Annotated in this window: 18 protein-coding genes and 1 pseudogene; 5 read left to right on the top strand and 14 right to left on the bottom strand. The window is 64.0% G+C overall.

Annotated features, from left to right (window positions below; translation table 11 throughout):
- Window positions 1-8 precede the first annotated feature (8 nt).
- From bamA to dnaE, 11 genes are all read right to left on the bottom strand, one after another.
- Window positions 9-2534, bottom strand: a complete 2526-nt coding sequence (gene bamA / locus M9H71_RS22395; RefSeq protein WP_455407088.1) for an outer membrane protein assembly factor BamA — start codon at window positions 2532-2534, stop codon at window positions 9-11.
- 173 nt (window positions 2535-2707) lie between these two features.
- Window positions 2708-3859 (bottom strand): RIP metalloprotease RseP, encoded by a 1152-nt coding sequence (gene rseP / locus M9H71_RS22400; RefSeq protein WP_455407089.1) that lies wholly within the window; start codon window positions 3857-3859, stop codon window positions 2708-2710.
- Window positions 3860-3903: 44 nt separating this feature from the next.
- Window positions 3904-5127: a 1-deoxy-D-xylulose-5-phosphate reductoisomerase gene (gene dxr / locus M9H71_RS22405; protein ID WP_455407090.1), complete on the bottom strand. Its 1224-nt coding sequence runs from the start codon at window positions 5125-5127 to the stop codon at window positions 3904-3906.
- Window positions 5128-5131: 4 nt separating this feature from the next.
- Window positions 5132-5980, bottom strand: a complete 849-nt coding sequence (locus tag M9H71_RS22410) for a phosphatidate cytidylyltransferase (protein ID WP_455407091.1) — start codon at window positions 5978-5980, stop codon at window positions 5132-5134.
- A gap of 5 nt (window positions 5981-5985) precedes the next feature.
- On the bottom strand, window positions 5986-6744 hold the full coding sequence (locus M9H71_RS22415) for an isoprenyl transferase (protein WP_455407092.1): 759 nt from the start codon (window positions 6742-6744) through the stop codon (window positions 5986-5988).
- A 212-nt stretch (window positions 6745-6956) separates the two neighbouring features.
- Entirely contained in the window at window positions 6957-7517 is a 561-nt protein-coding gene (gene frr, locus M9H71_RS22420) for a ribosome recycling factor (RefSeq protein ID WP_110785608.1), read from the bottom strand.
- Between the two features lie 58 nt (window positions 7518-7575).
- Window positions 7576-8292 (bottom strand): UMP kinase, encoded by a 717-nt coding sequence (gene pyrH, locus M9H71_RS22425; protein ID WP_230634082.1) that lies wholly within the window; start codon window positions 8290-8292, stop codon window positions 7576-7578.
- A 72-nt stretch (window positions 8293-8364) separates the two neighbouring features.
- Entirely contained in the window at window positions 8365-9291 is a 927-nt protein-coding gene (tsf, locus tag M9H71_RS22430) for a translation elongation factor Ts (protein WP_455407093.1), read from the bottom strand.
- A gap of 124 nt (window positions 9292-9415) precedes the next feature.
- Window positions 9416-10411 carry a 30S ribosomal protein S2 gene (locus M9H71_RS22435; protein WP_455407094.1) on the bottom strand — a complete coding sequence of 332 codons (996 nt, stop codon included), beginning with the start codon at window positions 10409-10411 and terminating at the stop codon, window positions 9416-9418.
- 257 nt (window positions 10412-10668) lie between these two features.
- Window positions 10669-13107: a caspase family protein gene (locus tag M9H71_RS22440; protein WP_455407095.1), complete on the bottom strand. Its 2439-nt coding sequence runs from the start codon at window positions 13105-13107 to the stop codon at window positions 10669-10671.
- A gap of 190 nt (window positions 13108-13297) precedes the next feature.
- Window positions 13298-16753: a DNA polymerase III subunit alpha gene (gene dnaE, locus M9H71_RS22445; RefSeq protein WP_455407096.1), complete on the bottom strand. Its 3456-nt coding sequence runs from the start codon at window positions 16751-16753 to the stop codon at window positions 13298-13300.
- A gap of 499 nt (window positions 16754-17252) precedes the next feature.
- Between dnaE and M9H71_RS22450 the strand changes: the two genes are divergently transcribed.
- The 3 genes from M9H71_RS22450 (at window position 17253) to M9H71_RS22460 (ending at window position 19165) form a co-directional block, all read left to right on the top strand.
- Window positions 17253-17495 carry a DUF3551 domain-containing protein gene (locus tag M9H71_RS22450; protein WP_455407097.1) on the top strand — a complete coding sequence of 81 codons (243 nt, stop codon included), beginning with the start codon at window positions 17253-17255 and terminating at the stop codon, window positions 17493-17495.
- Window positions 17496-17621: 126 nt separating this feature from the next.
- Window positions 17622-17882, top strand: a complete 261-nt coding sequence (locus M9H71_RS22455) for a DUF3551 domain-containing protein (protein ID WP_455407098.1) — start codon at window positions 17622-17624, stop codon at window positions 17880-17882.
- Window positions 17883-18184: 302 nt separating this feature from the next.
- A complete protein-coding gene (locus M9H71_RS22460) occupies window positions 18185-19165 on the top strand; it encodes an IS110 family RNA-guided transposase (protein ID WP_455407109.1) in 981 nt (326 codons plus the stop codon).
- A gap of 84 nt (window positions 19166-19249) precedes the next feature.
- Here M9H71_RS22460 and M9H71_RS22465 read toward each other — a convergent pair whose 3' ends face one another.
- Together M9H71_RS22465 and M9H71_RS22470 are read right to left on the bottom strand one after the other, a co-directional pair.
- Entirely contained in the window at window positions 19250-19948 is a 699-nt protein-coding gene (locus M9H71_RS22465) for an ABC transporter ATP-binding protein (RefSeq protein ID WP_455407099.1), read from the bottom strand.
- An 11-nt stretch (window positions 19949-19959) separates the two neighbouring features.
- A pseudogene (locus tag M9H71_RS22470) lies at window positions 19960-20304 on the bottom strand (FtsX-like permease family protein); the annotation flags it as partial.
- Between M9H71_RS22470 and M9H71_RS22475 the strand changes: the two are divergent.
- On the top strand, window positions 20258-20452 hold the full coding sequence (locus M9H71_RS22475; protein ID WP_455407100.1) for a hypothetical protein: 195 nt from the start codon (window positions 20258-20260) through the stop codon (window positions 20450-20452). The pseudogene M9H71_RS22470 and the gene M9H71_RS22475 sit on opposite strands and share 47 nt — an antisense overlap.
- Before the next feature lie 115 nt (window positions 20453-20567).
- Window positions 20568-24254 carry a hypothetical protein gene (locus M9H71_RS22480; protein ID WP_455407101.1) on the top strand — a complete coding sequence of 1229 codons (3687 nt, stop codon included), beginning with the start codon at window positions 20568-20570 and terminating at the stop codon, window positions 24252-24254.
- Between the two features lie 191 nt (window positions 24255-24445).
- On the opposite strand, the gene M9H71_RS22485 is transcribed toward M9H71_RS22480, so the two are convergent.
- Window positions 24446-25144 carry an ABC transporter ATP-binding protein gene (locus M9H71_RS22485; RefSeq protein WP_164604396.1) on the bottom strand — a complete coding sequence of 233 codons (699 nt, stop codon included), beginning with the start codon at window positions 25142-25144 and terminating at the stop codon, window positions 24446-24448.
- Between the last annotated feature and the right edge of the window lie 11 nt (window positions 25145-25155).

Raw genomic sequence — 25155 nt, forward strand, 5'->3', positions numbered from 1 at the left:
TGCGGGACTTAGAACGAGGTCCCGCCGCCGAACTTGAACTCCTGAACGCGGTCGTACTTACCCTTGGTGATCGGGATGGCGTAGTCGAAGCGCAGCGGACCGAACGGCGACGCCCAGATCAGGCCAACACCGACCGAAGTGCGGACGAGGTTGGTGTCGTCGTAGTTCAGGCCAGCGCAGCTACCAATCATGGTCTGGCTCGCCGGAACGCAACCGGGAGAGTTGACTTCGCCAGTGACTGTCCACGAAGTCGGTCCCTTGTAGTCGAACAACGAACCAGCGTCGGCATAAACGGCGCCCTTTAATCCGACCTCTTTCGGCAGGAACCAGAACGGCATCTGCAATTCGACCGACGCACCCCAGTAGTTGGTTCCGCCGAGCGCGTCGCCGCCGTAGCCATAAATGGCATAGGTTCCGATGTCGCGTGGACCGATACCGTTGGGGGCGAAGCCGCGAACCAAGTTCGATCCCATCTGGAAGTGGTCGAGCATCCGGAGCTGGTTGTCGCCGTAGGTGCTCAGGTTGCCGGCCTGCAGGTGGATCAAGCCGACCAGGTCCGACACCAGCGGGGTGTAGTACTTGGCGTCGAACGCGGTCTTGATGAACTTCACGTCGCCGCCGACGCCAGCGAAGTCCTGGCGCAGATCGACGAGCAGACCGTCGGTCGGGTTCTTGATGTTGTCGAGGGTATTGTAGGTCAGCGTATAGCCGATCGACGAAGTCCAGTAGGCACCACCGGCCAGACCGATGCGGACCGGAAGAGAAGCCTCGCCGTCGCCGTAGCAACCCAGCGTAGCCCCGCCAGGATTGTTATTCCGGAAGTTTGTATATTGGGGCGTCCAATAGCTTGCGTCATTTGAGAGGTTGTTACAGTTGTTCAGGTACGACGGCAGCGTGATTTCCTGCCGATACAGCGAGTAGCGGAGCTGCAGCGACAGATCTTCCCGCAGCGCGAAGCCGAGGCGCGGGCTGAAGCCGAGCGTCTTGGTCGAGTACGAGATGTAGCGGTTGGCGAGCTGCTCGCGCTGATACAGGTCGAGGCCGAGCGCGACGCGGTAGTCGAGCAGATACGGCTCGACGAACGACAGCGAGTAGCCGCGAGCGTACTGGCCGTACTGAACCGACGCCTTGGCGAAGATGCCGCGGCCGAGGAAGTTACGCTCCGACACCGAGACTTCGCCGAGGGCGCCGTCGCTGGTCGAATAGCCACCCGACACCGAGAAGTCGCCGGTCGATTTCTCTTCGAGGTTGACCAGTAGAATGACGCGGTCGCTCGACGAGCCCGGCTCGGTGCTGATCTTCACAGACTTGAAGAAGTCGAGGTTCTTCAGGCGACGCTCGGCGCGGTCGACGAGTGCACGGTTGTAGGCATCGCCTTCGGAAATGTCGAACTCACGCCGGATCACATAGTCGCGGGTCCGGGTGTTGCCGACGATGTTGATGCGCTCGATGTAGACGCGCGGCCCCTCCTCGATCGAGAACACGATCGAGACGGTGTGCTGGTCGAAATTGCGATCGCCGCGCGGACGCACGGTCGCGAACGCATAACCGCGCCGCGACAATTCGATCTGCATCTCCTCGACCGACTTCTCCAGCGCCTCTGCGTTGTAAAGCGAGCCGACGCTGACGCGCGAGTAGCTGCGCATCGAGTTGGCATCGAGAGTCGGAATGGTGGATTCGAACGTCACCGAGCCGACACGGTACTGCTGGCCTTCCTCGATCTTGAAGGTGACCATAAAGCCCTTGCGCTCCGGATCGTATTCCGTGAGCGCGGCGACGACCTGCACGTCGGCGAAGCCGTGCTTGAGATAGAAGCGGCGGATCAGGTCGCGATCGGCCTCGACCCGGTCCGGATCGTACACGTCGCCGTTGCCGAGGAAGCTCAGCAGGTTGGATTCGCGGGTCTTGATCACGTCCTTCAGGCGATAGGACGAATAGGTCGTGTTACCGACGAACTCGATCGACTTCACGCCGGTCTTCGGACCTTCGGTGATCACGAACACCAGATCGACGCGGTTGTTCGGCTGTTCGATGATCTGCGGGTCGACGCGAACGTCGTAGCGACCCGAACGACGGTAGATTTCGGCGATCCGCAGCGCGTCGCCCTGCACCATCGGGCGAGACAGCGTGCCGCGCGGCTTCGACTGGATCTCGGCCGAGAGTTGCTCGTCCTTGATCTTCTTGTTGCCCTCGAAGGCGAGCCGGCCGATCACCGGGTTCTCGACCACGCTGACCACCAGCCGGCCGCCGGCGTGATTGATGCGAACGTCCTGGAACAGGCCGGTTTCGATCAGCGCCTTGAGGCCGTCGTCGATCGATCCCTGATCGAGCCGCCCACCGGGTCCAGGCTTGAAATAGGAGCGAATGGTCTCAGCCTCGACCCGCCGATTGCCCTCGACCCCGATCGAGGAAGCGGACTGGGCGGCGGCAGGAGACGCCATCGCCACTCCCACCGCCGTGGTGGCGGCCGGTACGGCGAAAAACACCAGGGCGGCACCGATCACCCCCCGCAACACTCGCATTCCAACTTTCATGCGCTACGCGCCCTTGTCATTCCGATGCCGGCACAAGGCCCCTGCACCGACAGAATCCCCAGGTTGCCTCGCTTGTAGACAATTTTGCCCCGCCGGCAAACGTCCTTTCGCGATGCGATTTCAATTTCATTCCAACACGTTGCCTATCCGCCACGTTTGACGGATCGAATACATCACGACGACGCCAGATGCAGGATGTCGTTGTAAGTCGCGAACATCATCAACATCAGCACCAGCGCCAAACCGATTCGGAACCCGACCTCCTGGGCCCGCTCCGACAGCGGCCGGCCGCGCACGGCTTCGATACCGTAAAACAGCAGGTGCCCACCATCGAGCAGCGGCACCGGGAACAGGTTCAACAGACCGATGGAGATCGACAGCACCGCCGCCAGATGCAGCAGCGGGGTGAACCCGATCGTCGCCACCTGCCCCGACACCTGCGCGATCCGCAGCGGACCGCCGAGCTGATCGGCCGCCTCGCGCCCGGTGAAAATACCGCCGATGTAAGAGAACGTCCGGTCGACCACGAACCAGGTCTCTTTGATCCCCATCCAGAACGCCACCGCCGGATTGACCGACTGGGTCGTCACCTCGCCGGCCGCGGTCGACCGGCTGATGCCGAGGATGCCAAGTCGCTGGACGTTGCCGAACCGGTCCTTGACCTCCTTGAGCTGCGGCGTCGCCTGCAGCTCAACGGTCGAATCGCCACGCTTGACGGTAAATTTGAGCTGCTTGCCGGCGTCCGCGCTGACGATCCGCTGCATTTCCAGGAAATTGGCGATCGCGCTGCCGTCGATCGCGGTCACCACGTCGCCCGGCTTGAACCCGGCCGATTCGGCCGCACTGCCCGGCTGCACGCCGTCGACCCGCGCCGAGGTGTTCGGTGCCCCGAACACGGCGAACAGGAAGGTGAACAGCACGATCGCCAGAATGAAATTCGCCACCGGGCCGGCGACCACGATCGCGGCGCGCGGGCCGACCGGCTTGTGATGGAAGCTCACGGAGCGATCCGCCGCCGACATCTGCGCCAGCGCCTCGCCGGAGGGCGTGCTTGCCTCGCTGTCGTCGCCGAAAAACTTGACGTAACCGCCGAGCGGCACCGCGGAGAGCTTCCAGCGGGTGCCGTGGCGGTCGTTGAAGCCGACGATCTCCGGACCGAAGCCGATCGAGAAGGTCAGCACCTTCACGCCGTTCCAGCGCGCGACCAGGAAGTGGCCGAGCTCATGGAAAAACACCACGATCGTCAGAACGAACAGAAAGGGAATGACGTAGCCGACGAAACCGTGGCTCAACGTATTGAAGCTATGAAGAAAAAGATCGGCCATCCCATTCCTTTCGAGCAGAACCGACGGCCCTGTTCCCTGTTCCTTTATGATGCCTTTGCGGCAATTTGAGGCAACAGGGTGGCAGCGAGGTTTCTCGCCTGATGGTCAAGAGCGATGGCGTCATCGGCGGAACCGAGTGGCGCCAGATTGCCGGCGCGAACCCAGTGATCGAGCGTATCCTCGACCAGCCGGGCGATCGCACCGAACCTGATCTTCTGCGCGATAAAGGCGGCGACTGCGACCTCATTGGCCGCGTTATACACGGTCGTTGCGCCGTTACCGGTGCGAAGTGCGTCATACGCCAGTCGCAGACCAGGAAAGCGGGTGAAATCCGGGGCTTCGAAGGTCAGTTGGCCAATTTTGGCAAGGTCGAGCTTGGCAGCACGGCCGGTAATGCGATCCGGCCAGCCCAGGCAATGGGCAATCGGAATCCGCATGTCGGGGGCACCGAGCTGCGCAACGACCGAACGGTCGGCGAACTCGACCAAGCCGTGCACGATCGACTGCGGATGCACCAGCACGTCGATCTCGTCCGGCGCCAGCGCGAACAGATAGGAGGCTTCGATCACCTCGAGCCCCTTGTTCATCATCGAGGCCGAATCGATGGTGATCTTCTGGCCCATGCTCCAGTTCGGGTGCTTCAGCGCCTGCGCCAGGGTCGCCTGCTCGATGTCGGCAGCGGCCCAGGTGCGGAACGGCCCGCCCGAGGCGGTGATGATGACACGCGTCAATTCGTGACGATTTCCGGAGGCCAGTGCCTGAAACAGCGCGTTGTGCTCCGAATCCGCCGGCAGGATCCGCGCCCCGGCGGCGGCGGCCCGGCTCATGAAGAAATCGCCGGCGCACACCAGACACTCTTTATTGGCGAGCGCGACGGTGGTGCCGCGATCGACCGCGGCCAGCGCCGGTTTCAGCCCTGCGGCACCGGAGATCGCCGCCATCACCCAGTCGGCCGGCCGGGCGGCCGCCTCGATCACCGCGCCCTCGCCCGCCCCACAGGCGATGTCGGTCCCGGCCAGCGCTGCGCGCAATTCGCCGAGCCGCGCCGGATCGGCCACCGCGACGAATTTGGCATTGAACTCGCGGGCGAGCTTGGCGAGGCCGGCGACATTGGCATTGCCGGTCAGCGCCTCGACCCGGTAGCGCTCCGGTTCGGCGCGGATCAGGTCCATCGTGCTGTCGCCGATAGAACCGGTCGCGCCGAGCACGCTGACGGTGCGGACGCCGCCATGGGCGGGGTCGGCATTCTTCAAGGGAACAGGGTTCATTGCGTCACCACACCATCAATCCGCGGCCAATACCATCCAGTGGCGCCCGCGTCAGTCCAATCAATACCGCCACCACAACCGCAGCCACATAGCCGTCGAGCCGGTCCATCAACCCGCCATGGCCAGGAATGATGTGGCTGGAGTCCTTGACACCGAACCGGCGCTTGACCGCGGATTCGAGCAGGTCACCGAGCTGGGAAGCGGTTGAAAGAATCGCCGCAAGGATCAGAAGCGGAACGATTTTTCCAAAACCTGTGAGACCGAAACCGAGCCCAACCAAGAGGCTCAGAGAGAGCCCGCCGAGCGCCCCCGCCCAGGTCTTTTTCGGGCTGACGCGCGGCCACAGCTTGGGCCCGCCGATCGTCCGGCCGGCAAAATAGCCCCCGATATCGGCGCCCCACACGACCAACAGAATCAGCACCAGCGCCGCAAACCCATGGTCCGGATCGAGCCGGATCAGAATCGAGGCGATCAGCGCGGCCGCAGCGTAGCCCAGCCCGGTCGCGGTCCAGCGCCGCGGCTGGTCGCCGAGCAGCGCCAATCCGCCGACGCCGCACACCGCCGCGACAAGCGCCGGCACCGGTTTGTCGAACGCCAGCCCCAGCCCGCACACGATCAGGCACAGGCAGCCGAGCACCAACACACGGAAGTCGCGCGCCGCGCCGACGATCCCCAGCCATTCGACAAACAAGCCGATCGCAACCAGCGTGGCGAGCACCGCCCACGGCCAGCCGCCGAGCCAAGCGATCGCGATCGCGCCGGGCGCCAGCACCAGCGCGGCGGCGATTCGCTGGATCAGATTGCGGGACCCCTGCTCGGCCGCCGGCGCCGGCGGCGCGTTGTCCTGGCTCACGCGTGTCACGATCCTGTCTTGGCGGCCAATCCGCCGAACCGGCGCTCGCGCCGGGCATATTCGGCAATCGCACCTTCCAGCGCGGCCTTGTCGAAGTCCGGCCAGTGAATGGGCACGAACACCAGTTCACTGTACGCGGCCTGCCACATCAGGAAATTCGACAATCGTTGCTCGCCGCTGGTGCGGATGATCAGGTCGGGATCCGGAATATCGGGGGCGTCGAGATAGCGCCCCAAGGTCTCGATATCGATCGACGCCGGGTCGCGCTTGCCCTCGGCGACCTCGCGGGCCAGTCGCTGCGCGGCGTTGGCGATTTCCTGCCGCGAGCCATAATTGAACGCCACCACCAGATTCAGCTTGGTGTTGCCGCGGGTCAGCTCCTGCGCTTCGTCGAGCATCGCGCACAGATCGCGGTCGAGCCGGTTGCGCTCGCCGATCACCCGGATCCGGACGCCGTCGCGGTGGAGCGAGGCCAGATCATTGCGGATGAAGCGGCGCAGCAAGCCGAACAGGTCGCCGATCTCGGTGGCCGGCCGGGCCCAGTTTTCCGAGCTGAACGAAAAGATCGTCAGATAGCGGATACCGAGTTCGTTGGAAGCACGGACGACACGGCGCAGCGCCTCGACGCCGCGGCGGTGACCTTCGGCGCGCGGCAGCCCGCGCGCAGCGGCCCAGCGGCCGTTCCCGTCCATGATAATGGCGACGTGCGCCGGAGCGCTCGGCGGTTCGGACGGATCAGGCAACGGCGCGGCGGCTTTCGACATAGCTCATTCCCGAAGCATCATCCCGCGAGAAGGTCACCGGCTCGCTGCCAGAACTTATTCGAGATCAGTAAGTTATAGTCGACGCGGCGACAAGACCCGAACTCGAAGGGCCCCGCGCCCGAACCGTGCCTTTCCGCACACCCACGCGCGACCGCGCAACTGATCGATGGGACGCGGTCAGATCGCCGCGTCCCAAGCTCACGGCGAGCAGATTAGACCGTGAGGATTTCCTTTTCCTTGTTCGCGAGCAACTGATCGATTTCCGCGATCGACGCGTCGGTGGCCTTCTGCACCTCCTGGTCGAGCCGCTTCTGATCGTCCTCGGAGATCTCGTGCGCCTTCTCCAGCTTCTTGATGGTGTCGAGGCCGTCGCGGCGGACGTGGCGCACCGCGACACGGGCGGCCTCGGCGTATTTGTGCGCGACCTTGACCAGATCCTTGCGGCGCTCTTCGTTGAGCTCGGGGATCCGCAGCCGGATCACCTGACCTTCGGTCGCCGGCGACAGGCCGAGATTGGAATCGACGATGCCCTTCTCGACCGCCTTGACCATCGACTTGTCCCAGACCTGCACCGAGATCAGACGCGGCTCCGGCACCGAGACGGTGGCGACCTGGTTCAGCGGCATGTGGCTGCCATAGGCGTCGACCTGAACCGGCTCGAGCATCGAAGCCGAGGCGCGCCCGGTGCGCAGACCGCCGAGTTCGTGCTTCAGGGACTGCGCGGCGCCCTGCATCCGCCGCTTCAATTCGTTGATGTCGAACTTGTCGGACATTGCCGCCTCTCTCTTTCTCAATCGCAAATCATCATCGCCGCGCGCCGCGCGTCCGTCGTCAGCCTGCTACGACAGTGCCCCGCCCCGCCCCGCTCAGCACCGCGCCGATCGAACCGGGCTCGGCGATCGAGAACACGATGATCGGCAGCGAGGTTTCGCGGGCGAGCGCGAAGGCCGTCGCGTCCATCACCTTGTAACCGCCGGCGAGCGCTTCGGAATGGGTCAGCTTCTCGAACCGCTTCGCGTTCGGATCGAGCTTCGGATCGGCGGTGTAGACACCGTCGACGTTGGTCGCTTTGAGCACCGCACCGGCGCCGATTTCGGCGGCGCGCAGCACCGCGGCAGTGTCGGTGGTGAAATACGGATTGCCGGTGCCGCCGGCGAGCAGCACGATGCCGCCTTCGCTCAGCGTCTGCTCGGCCGCAGCGCGGGTGTAGAGTTCGCAGACTTCCGGCATCATCAACGCAGCCAGCGTGCGCGCTTTCTGGCCGTGGCGCTGCAGCGCTTCGGCGAGCGCCAGGCAGTTCATCACGGTGGCCAGCATGCCCATGGTGTCGCCGGTGGTACGCGACACGCCGCGGGCGGAGACTTCGACACCGCGGAAGATGTTGCCGCCTCCGATCACCACGGCGACTTCGACACCGAGCGCGCGAGCGGCGATCAGCTCGCCAGCCACCCGATCGATGGTGGCCTGATCGATTCCGTAATCCTGGGGACCGGCGAAGTACTCGCCCGACAACTTGACCAGCACACGACGATAGATCGGCTCAGCCATGACGCGGTCGTTGCCCCCTGTTGGTTTGGCGACTCCCGGCCCGAGGGCCGGAAGTCGCAGAGCGCGAAACGCTTACTTCTGGCCCGACGCGGCAGCGACTTCGGCGGCGAAGTCGGAGGTCTGCTTCTCGATGCCCTCGCCGAGCGCGTAGCGGACGAAGCCGGTGATCTTGATCGGCGCGCCGACCTTGCCTTCGGCTTCCTTGACCGCCTGCGCGACCGACTTGCCCTTCTCGTCGTGGATATAGGCCTGCTCGAGCAGGCAGACTTCCTTGTAGTAAGTCTTCAGGCCGTTCTCGACGATCTTCTCGATCATGTTCTCCGGCTTGCCCTGCTGACGATACTTGTCGGCCATCACCTCGCGCTCGCGCTGCACCACCGCCTGATCGAGGCTGGACGGATCGAGCGCCTGCGGGTTGGCAGCGGCGACGTGCATCGCGAGCTGGCGGCCGAGAACGGCGAGCTCGTCGGCCTTGCCGGACGATTCCAGCGCAACGATCACGCCCATCTTGCCGGCGCCGTCGATCACCGCGTTGTGGATGTAGCTGGCAACCAAGCCCTGCGACACTTCGAGGGCGGCAGCGCGGCGCAGCGTCATGTTCTCGCCGATGGTGGCGATCGCATCGGCGATCGCACCGGCGACCGTGGACGAACCGACCGGCGCGGCATTGATCGCGTCGATGTCGGCGCCGACCTTGAGCGCGACCTGAGCGATCATCTTGACCAGGCCCTGGAACTGCTCGTTGCGCGCAACGAAGTCGGTCTCGGAGTTGACCTCGATGACAACGCCCTTGGTGCCGTCGGTGAGCGCGCCGATCAGACCTTCCGCAGCGACGCGACCGGCCTTCTTGGCGGCCTTCGACAGGCCCTTCTTCCGCAGCCAGTCGACCGCGGCTTCCATGTTGCCTTCGGTCTCGGAGAGCGCCTGCTTGCAATCCATCATGCCGACGCCGGTGGTCTCGCGCAGCTCTTTGACCATTGCTGCAGTAATCGTTGCCATCGCTAATAAGCCCTCTGCCTGTGAGTGCGACCGCGCAGCCGGAGCCCGCGGTTCGCAATCAGGAACACATCTCAGATTTTGACGACGGAACGATGCGGCCGGGTGCCGGCCGCATCGCCTCGTATTACTCCGCCTCGGCGGTCAGCGACTTGGCCTGCGCCACCCAGGCATCGGCCCGGCTCGGCAGACCGAGCTCTTCGCCGATCTGATGCGCGGTAGCCTGGTCGAGCTCGGCAAGCTGCCAGAAGTGGAAGATGCCGAGGTCGTTGAACTTCTTCTCGATCGCGCCAGAAACGCCCTGCAGCTTCTTGAGGTCGTCCGGAGTGCCGCGCGGACCGGGCAGCCCCTGGAACGCCGAAGCCTGGGCCGCCGGCAGGTCTTCACGCAGCGGCTGCGCCGCCGCACCGATGTCGATGCCCACATCGCCCTGAGCGCGCGAGATGCCATCGATCACCGCACGGGCGACCAGATCGCAGTACAGCGCGATGGCGCGGCCGGCGTCGTCGTTGCCTGGCACCAGATAGGTGATGCCCTTCGGGTCGCAATTGGTATCGACGATCGCGGCGACCGGGATGCCGAGACGCTGGGCTTCCTGGATCGCGATGTCTTCCTTGTTGGTATCGATCACGAAGATCAGATCCGGCAGGCCGCCCATGTCCTTGATGCCGCCGAGCGAGCGGTTGAGCTTGTCGCGCTCACGCTGCAGCTCGAGGCGCTCCTTCTTGGTGTAGGCATTGGCGTCGGCCGAGCTCAGCACGTCTTCGAGGTGACGCAGACGGCGGATCGAGCCGGAGATCGTCTTCCAGTTGGTCAGCGTGCCGCCGAGCCAGCGCGAATTGACGAAGTACTGCGCCGAGCGCTTGGCGGCATCGGCGACGGCGTCCTGCGCCTGGCGCTTGGTGCCGACGAACAGCACGCGGCCGCCCTTGGCGACGGTGTCGCTGATCGCCTGCAGCGCACGATGCAGCAGCGGGACGGTCTGGGTCAGGTCGACGATGTGGATGTTGTTGCGGACGCCGAAAATGTAGTCCGCCATCTTCGGATTCCAGCGATGCGACTGGTGACCGAAATGCACGCCAGCTTCGAGGAGCTGACGCATAGAGAATTCAGGAAGCGACATAGGTAGTTCTCCGGTTGGTTCCTCCGGAAACGTGTGGGCAACCGTGCTGAGATGGGGACGAATCCCCTCGCGGCCCGGTGCCACCGGACGGCCTTGCGAGCCATGTTTCCGTGTGAGATGGCGCGCGTTATAGCGGGATTCCCCAATAACGCAAGGCGCACCGGCGGGGATCGGCCGATCGGACGGCGCCCCGCCCCACTCACCGCCGGCCGCCATAACGGCCAGCGGACCGGCGGGTCAGGCGGCCGGCACCCGGCTCAGCATTCCTTCACCCCGGGCGGGCAGCGCTTGGCGGGCCCCTGAGGCCGCGGCGGCGGAGCAGCCCGCGGCGGGGCTGGCGGACGCGGCGGTGCGACATGGGGCGGTGGCGGCGCCATCCGCGGCGGAGCCATCCGCGGCGCCGCGTGTGACGGCGGCGGCGGTGCAACCACCCGGGGAGCCACATGCATCGGCGGAGGCACCGGACGAGCCACCGTCGGCGGCGTGGGGCGCTGAATCCGGGGCGCCTGGGGCGGCGGGCGCCGCTCGACCGACGCGGCCGTCGGTGGTCCCGGCGGCCTTGCCGGTCGCGCGACCGGACGCGACACCGGCGGTGCGGGCCGCATCGTCGCGGCCCCCAGAGGCCGCACCGCATCGGGGCGCAGTGCGGGGCGCGGACCTGACGGCGGCCTGCCGGCTTGTTGATCTGCCCGCGGCGGAACCACTGGAGGCACGAGCTTGGCGTTGCCCACAGCAGGGCCTGGGCCGTGGATGCCCGGCCGGGCGTTCGCCGGTCCGGGAGCCGGTGGCAGTCCTTTGGTCCCGGGCACCGGCAGCGCCTGCACGGCGGGAGCGGCGCCGGCGGGGCCGCCCGGTCCAGGTCGGCCCTGCCCCGGACGCGGCGCGACGGCTGGCCCGCCGGCCCTCACCGGCGGCGCGCCGGGAGTGGCCCCAGGCGCGGGGACCGGAGCGGTCGTGGTCTGCGCCGGTGCGAGCTTGGCCGCAGGCTGGGCCGGTCGCGGCCCCTGGAGCAGCACGCCGGGGCGCGGCGCGAAGCCGCCCGGCGGCTTGGTGGCGATCGAGGCGCTCGGCGGCACCGCCGCCTTACCCTGCTGAATCAGCGCTGCCCGGTGCAGCGCTGCGGCCGGCAGCGCGGCGCCGATCACCGCGCCGGTCGCGACGGCCGCCGTGGCAACTGCCGGTGCAGGTGCCCCTGGAGCCGCGACCGCAGGCCCTGGCGGCGGGCTCACCAGCGGTGCTGCCGGGTTGGCTGTCACAGGCGGCGGCTGGTTGATCACCTGATTGATCACCGTGGTGTTGTGGATGTTGGCGAAAATGATGTTGTTCGGCGGCGGCCGCACATCGATCGGCGGGCGAACATAGGCCGGGATCGGCACGAACAGCGGCCGCGGCAGATAGAACAGCCCGATCGGCGGCGGAGGTGGCGGCAGCTCGACGAAATCCGGCGGCGGGGGCGGCAGGAAGAACACCGGCGGCGGCGGGGGCGGCGCGAAGTCGAACTCCGGATCGCTGAACATCAGCACAGGCCGATCGACATAGACGATCTCGTCCGGCGGCGGCGGCGGTACGTCGTAATCGATCATCGCAAAGCTCGGCGGCGGCTCCAACGCCGCGGCAAGGATCTCAAGCCGGCGCCGCGCGTCGGCGGCATGCGGGCCGCGCGGATAGCGGCGCAGATACGACCAGTATGCGTCCGGCGTATCGACGCGGTAGGTCCGCCGCCAGGTGATCGCCTCGCGCCGCGCGGCGACGATCGCTCTCACCCGCTTGGCCAAGGGATCGTTCGGATAGGCCGCGAGGAAATCCTCATAGGCTTGCAGCGTGTCGCGATCGAGCGCGGCCGCATAGGCCTCGGCGGCGCCCATGTCGCGGATCGGCTTGCTGCGCAGCGCCTGATCAGGAGCCGGCAGCGGCGGTGCATCGGGCGCGCGATCGAAGAACATGAAGTTCGAGTCGACCGTCCGGGTGTCCCACGGCACCTGCGCGCCCTTGGTGGTTTCGTTGACGCGCAGCCGAACCCGGTCGAACAATTGCGGCAGCGTCAGCCCGCCGGTGCGGATCATCTCGGCCAACGCCTGGGCATAGACGCCGTAGGCGCCGCGCTCGTCCGGCGCCACCGTGCCGGGCGCGGCGTTGAAGGCGATCAGCATCTTCGGATTCGGCTCGACCATGGCGAGCCCCGAGGCGACCGATCCGCCGGGCACGAAGGGCTGCTCGCGCGCCAGATCGAGCACCACGACGCTGGTCTTCAGCGGCAGCGCCGCGAGCTGGCGCAGGTAGTCGCTGATCCGCAGGCCTTCGGTCGGAATCTCGGTGTCGCGCGACAGCCGCGTATCGACCGGGATGAAGTAGTTCTCGCCGGCATATTGCACGCCGTAACCCGCCAGATAGATCGCCGCGACGGTGTCGGGACCGGAGTCCTCGGCCTTCTTCAGAAAATCGCGGAAGGTGCCGCGCAGCGTGTCGCCGTCGAGATCGCGCGCGCCGGTGACGTCGAATCCGGCGGCTTGCAGCGTCTGCGCGATCAGGCCGCCATCATTGGCGGCAGTGGAAAGCGGCGCTTTCGCATAAGCGCCGTTGCCGATCACGAGAGCGATGCGCTTTTCCTGCGCCTGCGCACGGGCATGATCGATCGGGGCGACGAGAAGGATGGCGAGAACGACGGAGGCGAGAGACAGAGCGGAGGTGAAACGCATGGCCGGGGACCCGATGCAAGGGCGCCGCCGGGACCGACGGATCGCCGCCGCACGCATTTCAGCGCGCCGCAATCTGAACGGCAATTGAATAAATCGCGCCCTCAATAAGGCAGCGCCAGTTGCAGAGGCGGTGCGGCTTGAAGAGGCGGCGCGGCTGATGCGTTGATTTGTGACTGTGCTCCGCAGGGGCTCAGAGCGTCTCGACGTGCTCGACGCCGCTGACCGCTTTGATCGCGCCGGCGATCTGCGGCGAGACCTGAAAGCGACCCGGGATCTCGAACTCGACCTCAGTCTGCGGATCGAGCCGCAGAACCAGCGCGACGTTGCCGCCGGCGGTCCGAGATTCCGATGGCTGCAAACGCTTGGTCAGCGACTCCAGCGGCTTGGTGTCGCGCAGGAAGATGCGGAGCCCCTTCTGGGTCTTCGCCGCCGCGGCGTCGAGCAATTCGGCGTGCAGGACGCGGGCGCGGACATCCTCACCCTGCAGTTCGGCGCCGAGCTGCAGCAGCACCGCCGCCCCCGGCTCCAGCACGTCGCGATACTGCGCCAGCCCTTCGGAGAACAGCACCGCCTCGAAATGCCCGGTCGGGTCGGACAGGCCCATGATGCCCATCTTGTTGCCGGTCTTGGTGCGCCGCTCCATCCGCGACACCACCGTGGCGGCGACCTTGCCGGCAGTGGCGCCGGACTTCACCGCCTTGCAAAACTCGGCCCAGGACTGCACCCGCAGCCGCTTCAGCGCGGTGACGTAGTCGTCGAGCGGATGGCCGGACAGGAAGAAGCCGATCGCATCGTATTCGCGGCGCAGCCGCTCTGCCGGCAGCCAGGCGTCGATCTGCGGCAGAATGATCGACGGAGCGTCCGACAGCCCGCCGAACATGTCGTTCTGACCGCTGGTCGCCGCTTCATGATTGCGCTGGCAGGCGGCGACGATGGCATCCGCAGCAGCGGACACCACCGCGCGGTTGGAGTTGAGGCAATCGAACGCGCCCGCGGCGGCGAGACACTCGACCACGCGCCGGTTGATGGCGCGCGGATTGACCCGCGCGGCGAAGTCGGCGAGCGAAGCGAACGGCTTGTCTCCCCTCGCCTCGACGATCTGCTGCACCGCCTGCAGGCCGACGCCCTTGAGGCCGCCGAGCGCGTAGTAGATCGTGTTCGGCCCGACCTCGAAGGTGGCGCCGGAATGATTGACAGACGGTGGCTCGACCTTGATGCCGAGCCGCTGCGCCTCGGCGCGGAATTCGCTCAGCTTGTCGGTGTTGTGGATTTCCAGCGTCATCGACGCGGCGAGGAATTCGACCGGATAGTGCGCCTTCATGAAGGCGGTGTGGTACGACACCAGCGCATAGGCCGCCGCGTGGCTCTTGTTGAAGCCGTAGTCGGCGAATTTGGCGAGCAGATCGAAGATGGTATCGGCGGCGTCCTTGGCGACGCCGTTCTTCACCGCGCCTTCGACGAAGATCGCGCGCTGCTTGTCCATCTCGGCGCGGATCTTCTTACCCATGGCGCGGCGCAGCAGGTCGGCGTCGCCGAGCGAGTAGCCCGCCATCACCTGCGCGATCTGCATCACCTGTTCCTGGTAGATGATGACGCCGAACGTCTCCTTGAGGATCGGCTCCAGCATCGGATGCAGGTATTCCGGCTCCTCGTCGCCGTGCTTGCGGGCGCAATAGGTCGGGATGTTGGCCATCGGGCCCGGCCGATACAGCGCCACCAGCGCGATGATGTCCTCGAACCGGTCCGGCCGCATGTCGATCAGCGCACGCCGCATGCCGGCGCTTTCAACCTGGAACACGCCCACGACGTCGCCGCGCGCGAGCATCTGATAGCTCGGCGCGTCGTCGATCGGCAGCGTGTGCAGATCGACATGGATGTCGCGCTGCTTCAGGAGCTTTACCGCGACGTCGAGCGTGGTCAGCGTCTTCAGGCCGAGGAAGTCGAATTTGACGAGGCCGGCCGGCTCGACCCACTTCATGTTGAACTGGGTCACCGGCATGTCGGATTTCGGATCGCGATACAGCGGCACCAGATCGCTGAGCGGGCGATCGCCGATCACGATGCCGGCGGCATGGGTCGAAGCGTGGCGGGTCAGGCCTTCGAGTTTCTGGGCGATGTCGAAGGCGCGCGCCACGATCGGGTCTTCATCGCGCGCCGCCTGCAGTTTCGGCTCGCCCTCGATCGCCTGCTTCAGGGTGATCGGCGCAGCGGGATTTTGCGGCACCAGCTTGGTCAGCTTGTCGACCTGACCGTAGGGCATCTGCAGCACCCGGCCGACGTCGCGCAGCACGCCGCGCGCCTGCAGCGTACCGAAGGTGATGATCTGCGCCACCTGATCGCGACCGTAGCGCTGCTGCACATATTCGATCACTTCGCCGCGGCGGTCCTGGCAGAAGTCGATGTCGAAGTCCGGCATCGAGACGCGTTCGGGATTGAGGAAGCGCTCGAACAGCAGGCCGAATTTGATCGGATCGAGATCGGTGATGGTCAGCGAATACGCCACCAGCGAGCCGGCGCCGGAGCCGCGGCCCGGACCGACCGGAATGCCGTGCGCCTTCGCCCACTTGATGAAGTCCGACACGATCAGGAAGTAGCCCGCGTATTTCATGCGGGTGATGACGTCGAGCTCGAAGGCGAGCCGCTTGTGGTAGTCCTCTTCGATGGTGCCCTGCGACAGGCCGTGGACGCTGAGCCGCTTGGCGAGACCCTGCTCGGCCTGGCGGCGCAGCTCGGCGGCTTCCGCCGCGGCGGCTTCGACGGCATCGCTGACGCTGGCGCCCACCGTGAACAGCGGCAGGATCGGTTTACGCGTGAGCGGCCGGTAGGCACAGCGCTGCGCGATCTCCACCGTCGAGGCGAGCGCCTCGGGCAGGTCCGCGAACAGCACCGCCATTTCGGCACGGGTCTTGAAGCGGTGATCGGGCGTGAGCTGAACCCGTTCGGTCTCGGCGATCAGCTTGCCGGAGGCGATGCAGAGCAGCGCGTCGTGGGCTTCGTAATCGTCGGTGGAGGCAAAATGCGGCTCGTTGGTCGCAACCAGCGGCAGGCCCTTGTCGTAAGCGAGATCGATCAGCCCGGCCTCGGCGCGGCGCTCGGCCTCGGTGCCGTGGCGCTGCAGCTCGACATACAGCCGGTCGCCGAACGCCCGCATCAAGCGCTCGCAGCGCTGCGCAGCAAGCGCCGGGTCGTTCAGCATCGCCAGCGAAATCGGGCCGTCCGGTCCGCCGGTCAGCGCAATCACGCCATCGGTCTCGCCGTCGAGCCAGTCGAGCTTGATGTGAGGCGCCTGATTGATCGGCGTTTCCAGGAACGCCCGCGAATTCAGCCGCATCAGGCTGCGATAGCCCTGCTCGCGCGCCGCCAGGAGCACGATCCGCGACGGCTCGCTGAGCGCGCCGTGCCGGGCGTTCGGATCCTGGTCGCCAAAATCGATCCCGAGTTCGAGCCCGACGATCGGCTGGATGCCGGAGCCCGACAGCTTGTCGGAGAATTCCAGCGCCCCGAACATGTTGTCGGTGTCGGTCAGCGCCAGCGCCGGCTGATGGTCGGCCTTCGCCAGCTCAGCGAGCTTGGCGACTTTCATCGAGCCCTTCAGCAGCGAATAGGCCGAGTGGACATGCAGATGGACGAATCCGGCGTTGCTCATCGGCGCGGCGGCTCTTCAGACTCAGGCGGGCGGTCGGGGCGAGAGGTGGGCGGAGCCGGCACCATCACGGCCGCCGACTCGGAAGCCCGATGGTGGGCTCCCTCACCTTTCACCGCAAGCATCGGCGGCGAGCTTATCCCCGCTATGCCGAAGCGATCGCAGCGCCGCACGCTGGGATCAAGCCTGCGCCAGCACCTGGGCCCACACCGCCACCATGCTGATGAACAGTGCAATCGACGTCAGCGCCGCAGCTTCCTGGATGAAGATCTTCAGCATCGTCCCGCCTCCCTGACTTCGTGAACATAACAAGAACAATGTTCTCATTTCGTTCTAGAGTCAAGCAACCCCAGCGCAGCGCACCCCTGATCGTTAACGAGCCGTTACTATCCCCGGAATTCACCGCGCGGCGCGGATTGACGATGATCCCGGAATGGCGCACGGACCGAAGCGGACGCGCCGTCAGGGTAAACGATCGGCGTGCGCGGGAGCGGAGACGGCGATGCGATTTGGAGCGATCGTACTGGTGGCGGGGTTGGCGCTGCCCGCAGCGGCGACGGCACAGCCCTACGACAACTATCCGGTCTGCCTGCGGGTCTACGGCCCGGTGCGCTACGACGAGTGCCGCTACAGCTCGATCGAGCAGTGCCGGCCATCGGCCTCGGGGATCGCCGGCCAATGCGTCGTCAATCCATGGTATCAACCGCCGGCGGGACCGAGTGCCCGCCGCGCCAAGCGGCGCTGATCCGGCGCAGATGCGCCGAGCCCGCCGGCGTCGTAGACTTCTGAAAGCCTTGGACTTCTGGAAGACTTGCAGGCGCCCCGAGGCGCCAGCAAGACGGACCGCCACTCAACAAGGATATCAACGACGATGCGCAAGCTGTTCCTGATCGCGATGCTCGCCGGCCTCGGCTTGACCACCACCGCGGAAGCGCGAGACTATCCCGTCTGCCTGCGGGTGTATCAAAACTACCACGACTGGTACGACGAGTGCAGCTACGACACCATGGCTCAGTGCCGGATGTCGGCTTCGGGCCGCCATGCCGATTGCATGACCAACCCGTGGTACACCGCGCCGCAGCCGACGAAGAAGAAGCCCCGCAAACACCGCCGCCAGCATCGACGGCACTGAGACCCGCTCAGGCCAGTCATTCCGGGGCGCGCGCCAGCGCGAAACCGGAATCTCGAGATGTTCTGCGTTGAAGCTCTTCACCCTGCACTGCGGGATCGTAAGTCTCGGTCGACCTCGAATGATCTAATGAGGTCCTCGGGGCGGGCGTGACGAGTTTCGGGAGAGGTCTTTGACGACCGTCGGAATCTCGTCCCCCGCCTCGTTTGGTCGAAAAGGCCGGACACCCGGACGGTAGTAAGTGCTGGCCGCACGATAGACGATCCAGGCGCCGGCCTTGCCTCGTGGAACAAGGCAGGGACATCATGACAGCCTCCTCTTTATCGGACAACATCTTCGTCGGCATCGACGTCGGCGGTGCGAGCCTCGACGTGGCGTGGCATCGAGGCGGTCGCGCCCACTACGCGAACCGCCCGGACGCGATTGCAGAGCTGGTTCAGCGGCTGAGCGACGGGCCGCAGCCGACGCGGATCGCGGTCGAGCCCACCGGCGGCTACGAAAAGCCGCTGGTTCAGGCGCTACGGCGGGCGCACCTGCCGGTGGAGATCGTGCACACATCGCGGTTCGCGGCGTACCGCACTCTGATCGGCCAGAAGGCCAAGTCGGACACCTCGGACGCGCGACTGCTCGCCGCCTATGCGGCAAGCCCCAACGAAGTCCGCGGCCGCAAGCCCGATCACGTCGAACTCAAGGAAGATCCGGTGCGGGAGGCGCTTCATGAATGCGCCAGTCGCCGCGACCAGCTCAAGCAGATGATCCACGCCGAGAGCTGTCGCCTCGGAACGACGCGGCTCACCGAGATCCGGCAGGCGATCGAGCTGCATCTCGATATGCTTCGGACCGAAGACAAGCTGCTGCAGCTGAGGATGCAAACCCTTCTCTGCCAGAGCGACGACCTAGTCGCCGCCCGACGCCTGCTCACGACCATCAAAGGCATCGGCGTCACCTCAGCGACGACCCTGATCGCCATGGTCCCGGAGCTCGGCCGCGTCGACAACAAAGCCGCCGCAGCGCTGGTCGGAGCGGCGCCGTTCGTGCGTCAAAGCGGCACGATGACCGGCCCAGCGCGAATCCGCGGCGGCCGTGCGGCCGTCCGACACATCCTCTACATGGCCGCGGTCGCCGCGAGTCGGCACAATAAAATACTGAGACCGTTCTACGAACGCCTCATCGCCGCTGGCAAACCAGTGAAGGTCGCACTGATCGCCGTCCTTCGCCGACTCGTCGTGTTCGCCAATGCCGTTCTCAAATCCGGGCAGCCTTGGAAAGGTGCTGCACTGACTTGACAGCAAACACGGTAGATTCCGGGTTCGCGAACTTCGTTCGCGCCCCGGAATGACGTGCCAATGACCGGCGGAAGCCGAGCCGCCCTATTCCAGCTCGACAACCACGCCGTTCTGCAGCGATACGCGGCGGTCCATGCGGCCGGCCAGCTCCATGTTGTGGGTGGCGATCAGCATCGCCACCTGGGTCGCCTTGACCAGTTGCATCAGCGCGTTGAACACATGATCGGCGGTGTGCGGATCGAGGTTGCCGGTCGGCTCGTCGGCGAACAGGACGCGCGGCGCATTGGCCACCGCGCGTGCAATCGCGACGCGCTGCTGCTCTCCGCCCGACAGCTCCGCCGGCCGGTGGGTGATGCGGTCGCCGAGCCCGAGAGAGGCCAGGATCTCCTTGGAGCGGCTGATCGTCTCTTTGCGTTTCAGGCCGCGGATCATCTGCGGCATCATCACGTTTTCCAGCGCGGAGAATTCCGGCAGCAGCCGGTGCGACTGATAGACGAAGCCGATATCGGTGCGGCGGATTTGGGTGCGCTCGGCATCGGTCAGCGCCGAGGTCGCGGCGCCTCCAACATAGACCTCGCCATCGTCGGGATGCTCGAGCAACCCGGCGATGTGCAGCAGTGTCGACTTGCCCGAGCCGGACGGCGCCACCAGCGCCACCGACTGGCCCGCCCACAGCGCCAGCTTGGCGCCGTCGAGGATGGTCAGCGTCGCCTCGCCTTGCGAATAGTGCCGCTTGATGTCGTGCAGATACACGACGGGGATGTCTTCGGCGCCCTGCTCCATCGTCTTTAGCCTTACTCGTAGCGCAGCGCGTCGACCGGATCGAGGCGCGCGGCGCGCCACGACGGGTACAGCGTGGCCAGGAACGACAGTGTCAGCGCCATGATCACCACCGCGCTGGTCTCGGCGAAGTCGATCTCGGCCGGCAGCTTCGACAGGAAATACAGTTCAGGCGAGAACAATTCGGTGTTGGTGACCCAGGACAGGAATTGCCGGATCGACTCGATGTTCAGGCACACCAGCACGCCGACCAGGAAGCCGGTCAGCGTGCCGACCACGCCGATCGCCGCGCCGGTGATCAGGAACACCCGCATGATCGAGCCCTGGCTCGCGCCCATGGTGCGCAGGATCGCGATGTCAATTCGACACCGCCTTTACTGGATCGCGGCGGCGTTCGCGGTGATCAAAATCATACTTTTGATCCACGACACAGCTTTCAGCAAAGAAAGAGAAGGCTTGCTGCCCGTCATCAGAGCTCGGCCCAGCGACGCCTCGCGTCAGCTCTGACGGACGATACCGCTCATTGGCGTTCGCAAAAGCTAGCTACATACTCGTCCGTGCAATTGACGGCTTGAGATAAACATACGTTATCTAACTGCATACGGCCACGAATCAGAATGTCATGACAGAAGACACAATCAAACAATTGTCCGAGATGACCGACGACGCCGAGTTCGAACGGCTTGCGATGGCCATTCTACGCGAGGCTAATCCCGAGTATGCGTCGCTACTCCACACCGGGGTGAATTCGGCCGGCAAGACCGTTAAGTCACCGGTGGACGGCATTAGTTTTGCTATTGGTGCGCAGCCGCCGCATATGCTCGCCGTTCATCACACGACGTGCGCCCGAAAAGACCTTGAAGGTAAATGGCTTCACGATCCCGCAACAGTAAAACCTCACAAAGGCGGAAAACCTAAAGCGCCCCCAGGCGACGTTCTAAAAGCCGCTAAACTTTACGAGGACGAAAGGGCGCGGCTTGGTACATTGCGCGGTACACTCATTCTAACGACCAATCAAGAACCATCCGAAGAGCTTGTCAGGGATACGCACGCCACCGGACGAAAGTTTGGTCTGAGTGTTGATATATGGTCGGCGTCACGGCTTGCCCATGTACTCGATAACACCCCGACCGGACAATGGATCAGAGCTAAATATCTACGCATTGATCAAGAGCGTCTTTCAAAGGAGCTATTGGCGAAGCTATCGCGAGATAGTCTTGACGCTCATCGGCCTAGCAATGACATAGCCGCCTGGGTACCGCGTTCGCTTGACGGTTTGCTTGACGCCGCCGACAGTCAAGACGTGGTCTTCGTCATTGCCGAGTCTGGCCTCGGTAAAAGTGTAGCGTGTTACAAATACCTTGACCGCCATATCGCGTCAGGCGGTTTTGGCCTGATACTGCCCCATCACTTGCTGGCTTCAACGCTTACGGTAAATCAAGCGGTTGAAGCAGCGTTAGAGCAACTTCATCCCGCGCTTGCGCCAGGCTCGGGCAATACCGCGCTTTCATTTTGCTCGGGTGACCGCCCATTTATTGTCGTTGTAGAAGACATCAACAAATCTGGGCAGGCGCAGTACTTGGCCGAAAAACTCACACAGTGGGCCGCAGCAAATTCGACGGTTACGAAAGAGACCGGTCAAGGAACGACGAACAACAATTGGCGGCTGATTTGTCCGGTGTGGCCGCAGGTAGTTTCCTCATTAAAAGATGAAGCGAGGAAACGCGTGCAAGGGTCGGCAATCGTCGGCGCTGCATTTACGCCTCCAGAAGGGCGAGAGGCCATTCAGAGAAGGGCGAAAGCAAGAGGCATCTACATCAGTGACATGGAGGCCGACAGCATTTCCAACGCCCTCGGTCACGATCCGTTGCTTATTGCTCTGCAAGAGCCAGGCAGGCAACCTGACTCTACTAAGGTCATTGAAGATTTCATTGACGGCAGTGCTTCCCGCTTGGCCGGTGAAAAAGGCGAATTCACAGCGGGAGACTACCGAGCCTCTTTACGGCTTTTAGCAGCCGAGGCGCTGCATCATCGGGAATTGAACCCAAAGTGGCAATCCGTCATTGCGTGGTTTGCTCAGCAGGGCGATGCGCTCACTATGCTTCGGCACCTAGTGCATCACGGAGAAGTAATTCGCATTACGGGCGCTGGCGTCGAGGAGCGACTAACGTTCCGCCACGACCGCGTGCGTGATACGCTCTTTGCGGACGCGCTCGGTGGGATGATCAAAGATGACACTATCTCGCCGTTGTTGCTATCGGAACCGTATTTCTCTGAGGTGCTCGGAGCCGCTTTGCTCATTGATGGCATCCCGGTCCCGTTTATTGACCAAGTTACAACTAAGAATCCTCTCGCGTTGTTTCATGCGCTACGTATCTTTAGAGAGCCGGCCACGCCCATTCACGATGCGATCATTGCAGCTATAAGTCAGTGGTTAGCGGAACCCGCTACGCACCGACAAGAAAATGAAGGGCTTCGTTGGGCCGCTCTCGCTGCTCTGTCCGAGACAGAGTCCTCAAAAGTAATCGGTATTGTTCGACAGTTTAAAGATCGTGCTTGGACAGCTTGGCAGGCGCTTTTCAGAAATGGCGACGTCACGGGTGGACTAAATCTTTGCCTAGACGTTGAGCCGGGCACTGGCGCCGTTTGGAGAGATCGGCAAATTGAACATGCCAAAAGTCGGTTTGGAAGCAATCTCAGGAAGTCAATTGGCGAGCTGCTCCGGCGACCCGATCTCGGTCGGCCAGCTCGCGTTGGTGCGTTGAGGCTCGCCGGGTTTTTAGCTGCCCCCCAACTGGCCGAACCAATTGAGGCCTCTTGGGCCAACGATGCCCAAAAGGACGACAACCTTGCCGATTATCTGTGGGCCGCGGGTCGATGCTGTGGCAATGAGTCAGAGCGATTTCTGACGCCAGTTTGTGATGCTTGGGCTGCGCTGTCCGACGAAGGATCCGAACATCGCAGTTCGCCGCGCCAAGACTTAGCGGCTCATAATATTCGCTGGGCTTTCATCGAAAATATTCCCATTTCAGCGATAGGATTCTTTATCAAGCGCGCCGCGAAGGACGATCTTCGTTGGCCGATTACCTACATGCTTCACGGCATAGATCATCCGGATGCGGTTGAGTTTGTAGTCCGGGAGATCGCCGAGCGCGAACGGCCGATAGAAGGGAAAGGTTTGATCCTTCCCTTTGGGATGACGGCATCTGACGAATGGCGTCGAAGGCAAGAAGGTCGCGGCAAGCCAATGTCACGGGAATCTCGTGAGCGATTGCTGTCTCTCTGGCAGAATGGTCTCAATGATAAATTCGTTCGCCAAAAGGCATTTAGCTTTTGGACAGTTACCAGAGGGACTGAGGATTTAGAAATCCTTCGGGCTGTTAAACCAAATGATCTATTGGCGGATTCGGCGCTGTGGGGCCGCCTCGTACGCAAAGATCATACGGCAATACCCGCACTTCTCGACAAATTAAATGGCGAGGAGCGCGCCCAGTGGTGGCATCTGGGCGAGCAGATTTGGTCGGATGAGTTGGCGAAGGCGTTTGACGAAGAACTGACGCGGCGCGGAGCGGTTACGCCGAGAGAATGGGGTGCGACATACCCATCCGATTACACATTGGCTGAGATCATCGTGGGCCTACCAGTAGAGGAAGCAGAAAGGCTTCTTCTAAAGCACTGGGACCACTTGCGATATTACAATTATTACGTGCAGGCCGCTCTCTATGCGGCGACACCGAGATTGCTGAAACTCGTGCGGGAGGTAGTAAAGAGTACGGACGAGCAACATAAAGTGTTCGAACACATAAGCATGCATTACGGAGTTCAAACGCATGGCCGCGTTGGAGTTACTCGTAGAGAGCAATTCGAAGCGCTTGCTCCTTATTTAGACATGCTTGATGAGCACGACATTTGCACATTCTGGCAGGTCTGCAATGATCGTGGCTGGTACGATCTCCGTACAAAGTATTTTGACGCACGAATAAACAAGAAATACGGTCACATTTATATTGATGAAGAAGGGGTTTTGGCTGCGCTTGATCGAAGGATTGAGCATCCATATTGGATAGATCATGAGATTGAGCACTTGCAGAAGGCCGGGATGTCGCTGACCGACGTCATGGCCATCATTCGTAAGTGGCTCGAATCCAAGAAGTCGTTGCCTGCGTTGAAAGTGGCCGCACTTGCGGTTGAGCATGCAGGCCAGCGCCACGACCTTAAAGTCTTGGATGTTGCCGTTGAGCCTAAAGAGGCTGCTGACGCTATTCGCTTTAACGCAAGCTTTGCAGTCCATCGACGGACGTTACGATAGCCTTTTTTGAAGAATCCGCACCAAAGGGCGGGCCTACGGCCCCCGTCCGTCAAGGCTCAAGCCGTGCGCCGCAAGGGCGGCGGCCTTGACGGACTGACTTCGCTCATTGGCGCGAGCCTTTAGTCCGGTTGCATGGCAACCGGATGGGTAATTAAGGAGCGCCGAGTACGGAGCCATGCGGCGTCTCTGCCCTACTCCAGCTCCACCACCACGCCGTTCTGCAGCGATACGCGGCGGTCCATGCGGCCGGCCAGCTCCATGTTGTGGGTGGCGATCAGCATCGCCACCTGGGTCGCCTTGACCAGTTGCATCAGCGCGTTGAACACATGATCGGCGGTGTGCGGATCGAGGTTGCCGGTCGGCTCGTCGGCGAACAGGACGCGCGGCGCATTGGCCACCGCGCGTGCAATCGCGACGCGCTGCTGCTCGCCGCCCGACAGCTCCGCCGGCCGGTGGGTGATGCGGTCGCCGAGCCCAAGATAGGCCAGGATCTCCTTGGAGCGGCTGATCGTCTCTTTGCGCTTCAGGCCGCGGATCATCTGCGGCATCATCACGTTTTCCAGCGCGGAGAATTCCGGCAGCAGCCGGTGCGACTGATAGACGAAGCCGATATCGGTGCGGCGGATCTGGGTGCGCTCGGCATCGGTCAGCGCCGAGGTCGCGGCGCCTCCAACATAGACCTCGCCATCGTCGGGATGCTCGAGCAGCCCGGCGATGTGCAGCAGCGTCGACTTGCCCGAGCCGGACGGCGCCACCAACGCCACCGATTGGCCCGCCCACAGCGCCAGCTTGGCGCCGTCGAGAATCGTCAACGTCGCCTCGCCTTGCGAATACTGCCGCTTGATGTCGTGCAGATACACGACGGGGATGTCTTCGGCGCCCTGCTCCATCGTCTTTAGCC

The organism is Rhodopseudomonas parapalustris (assembly GCF_053772255.1).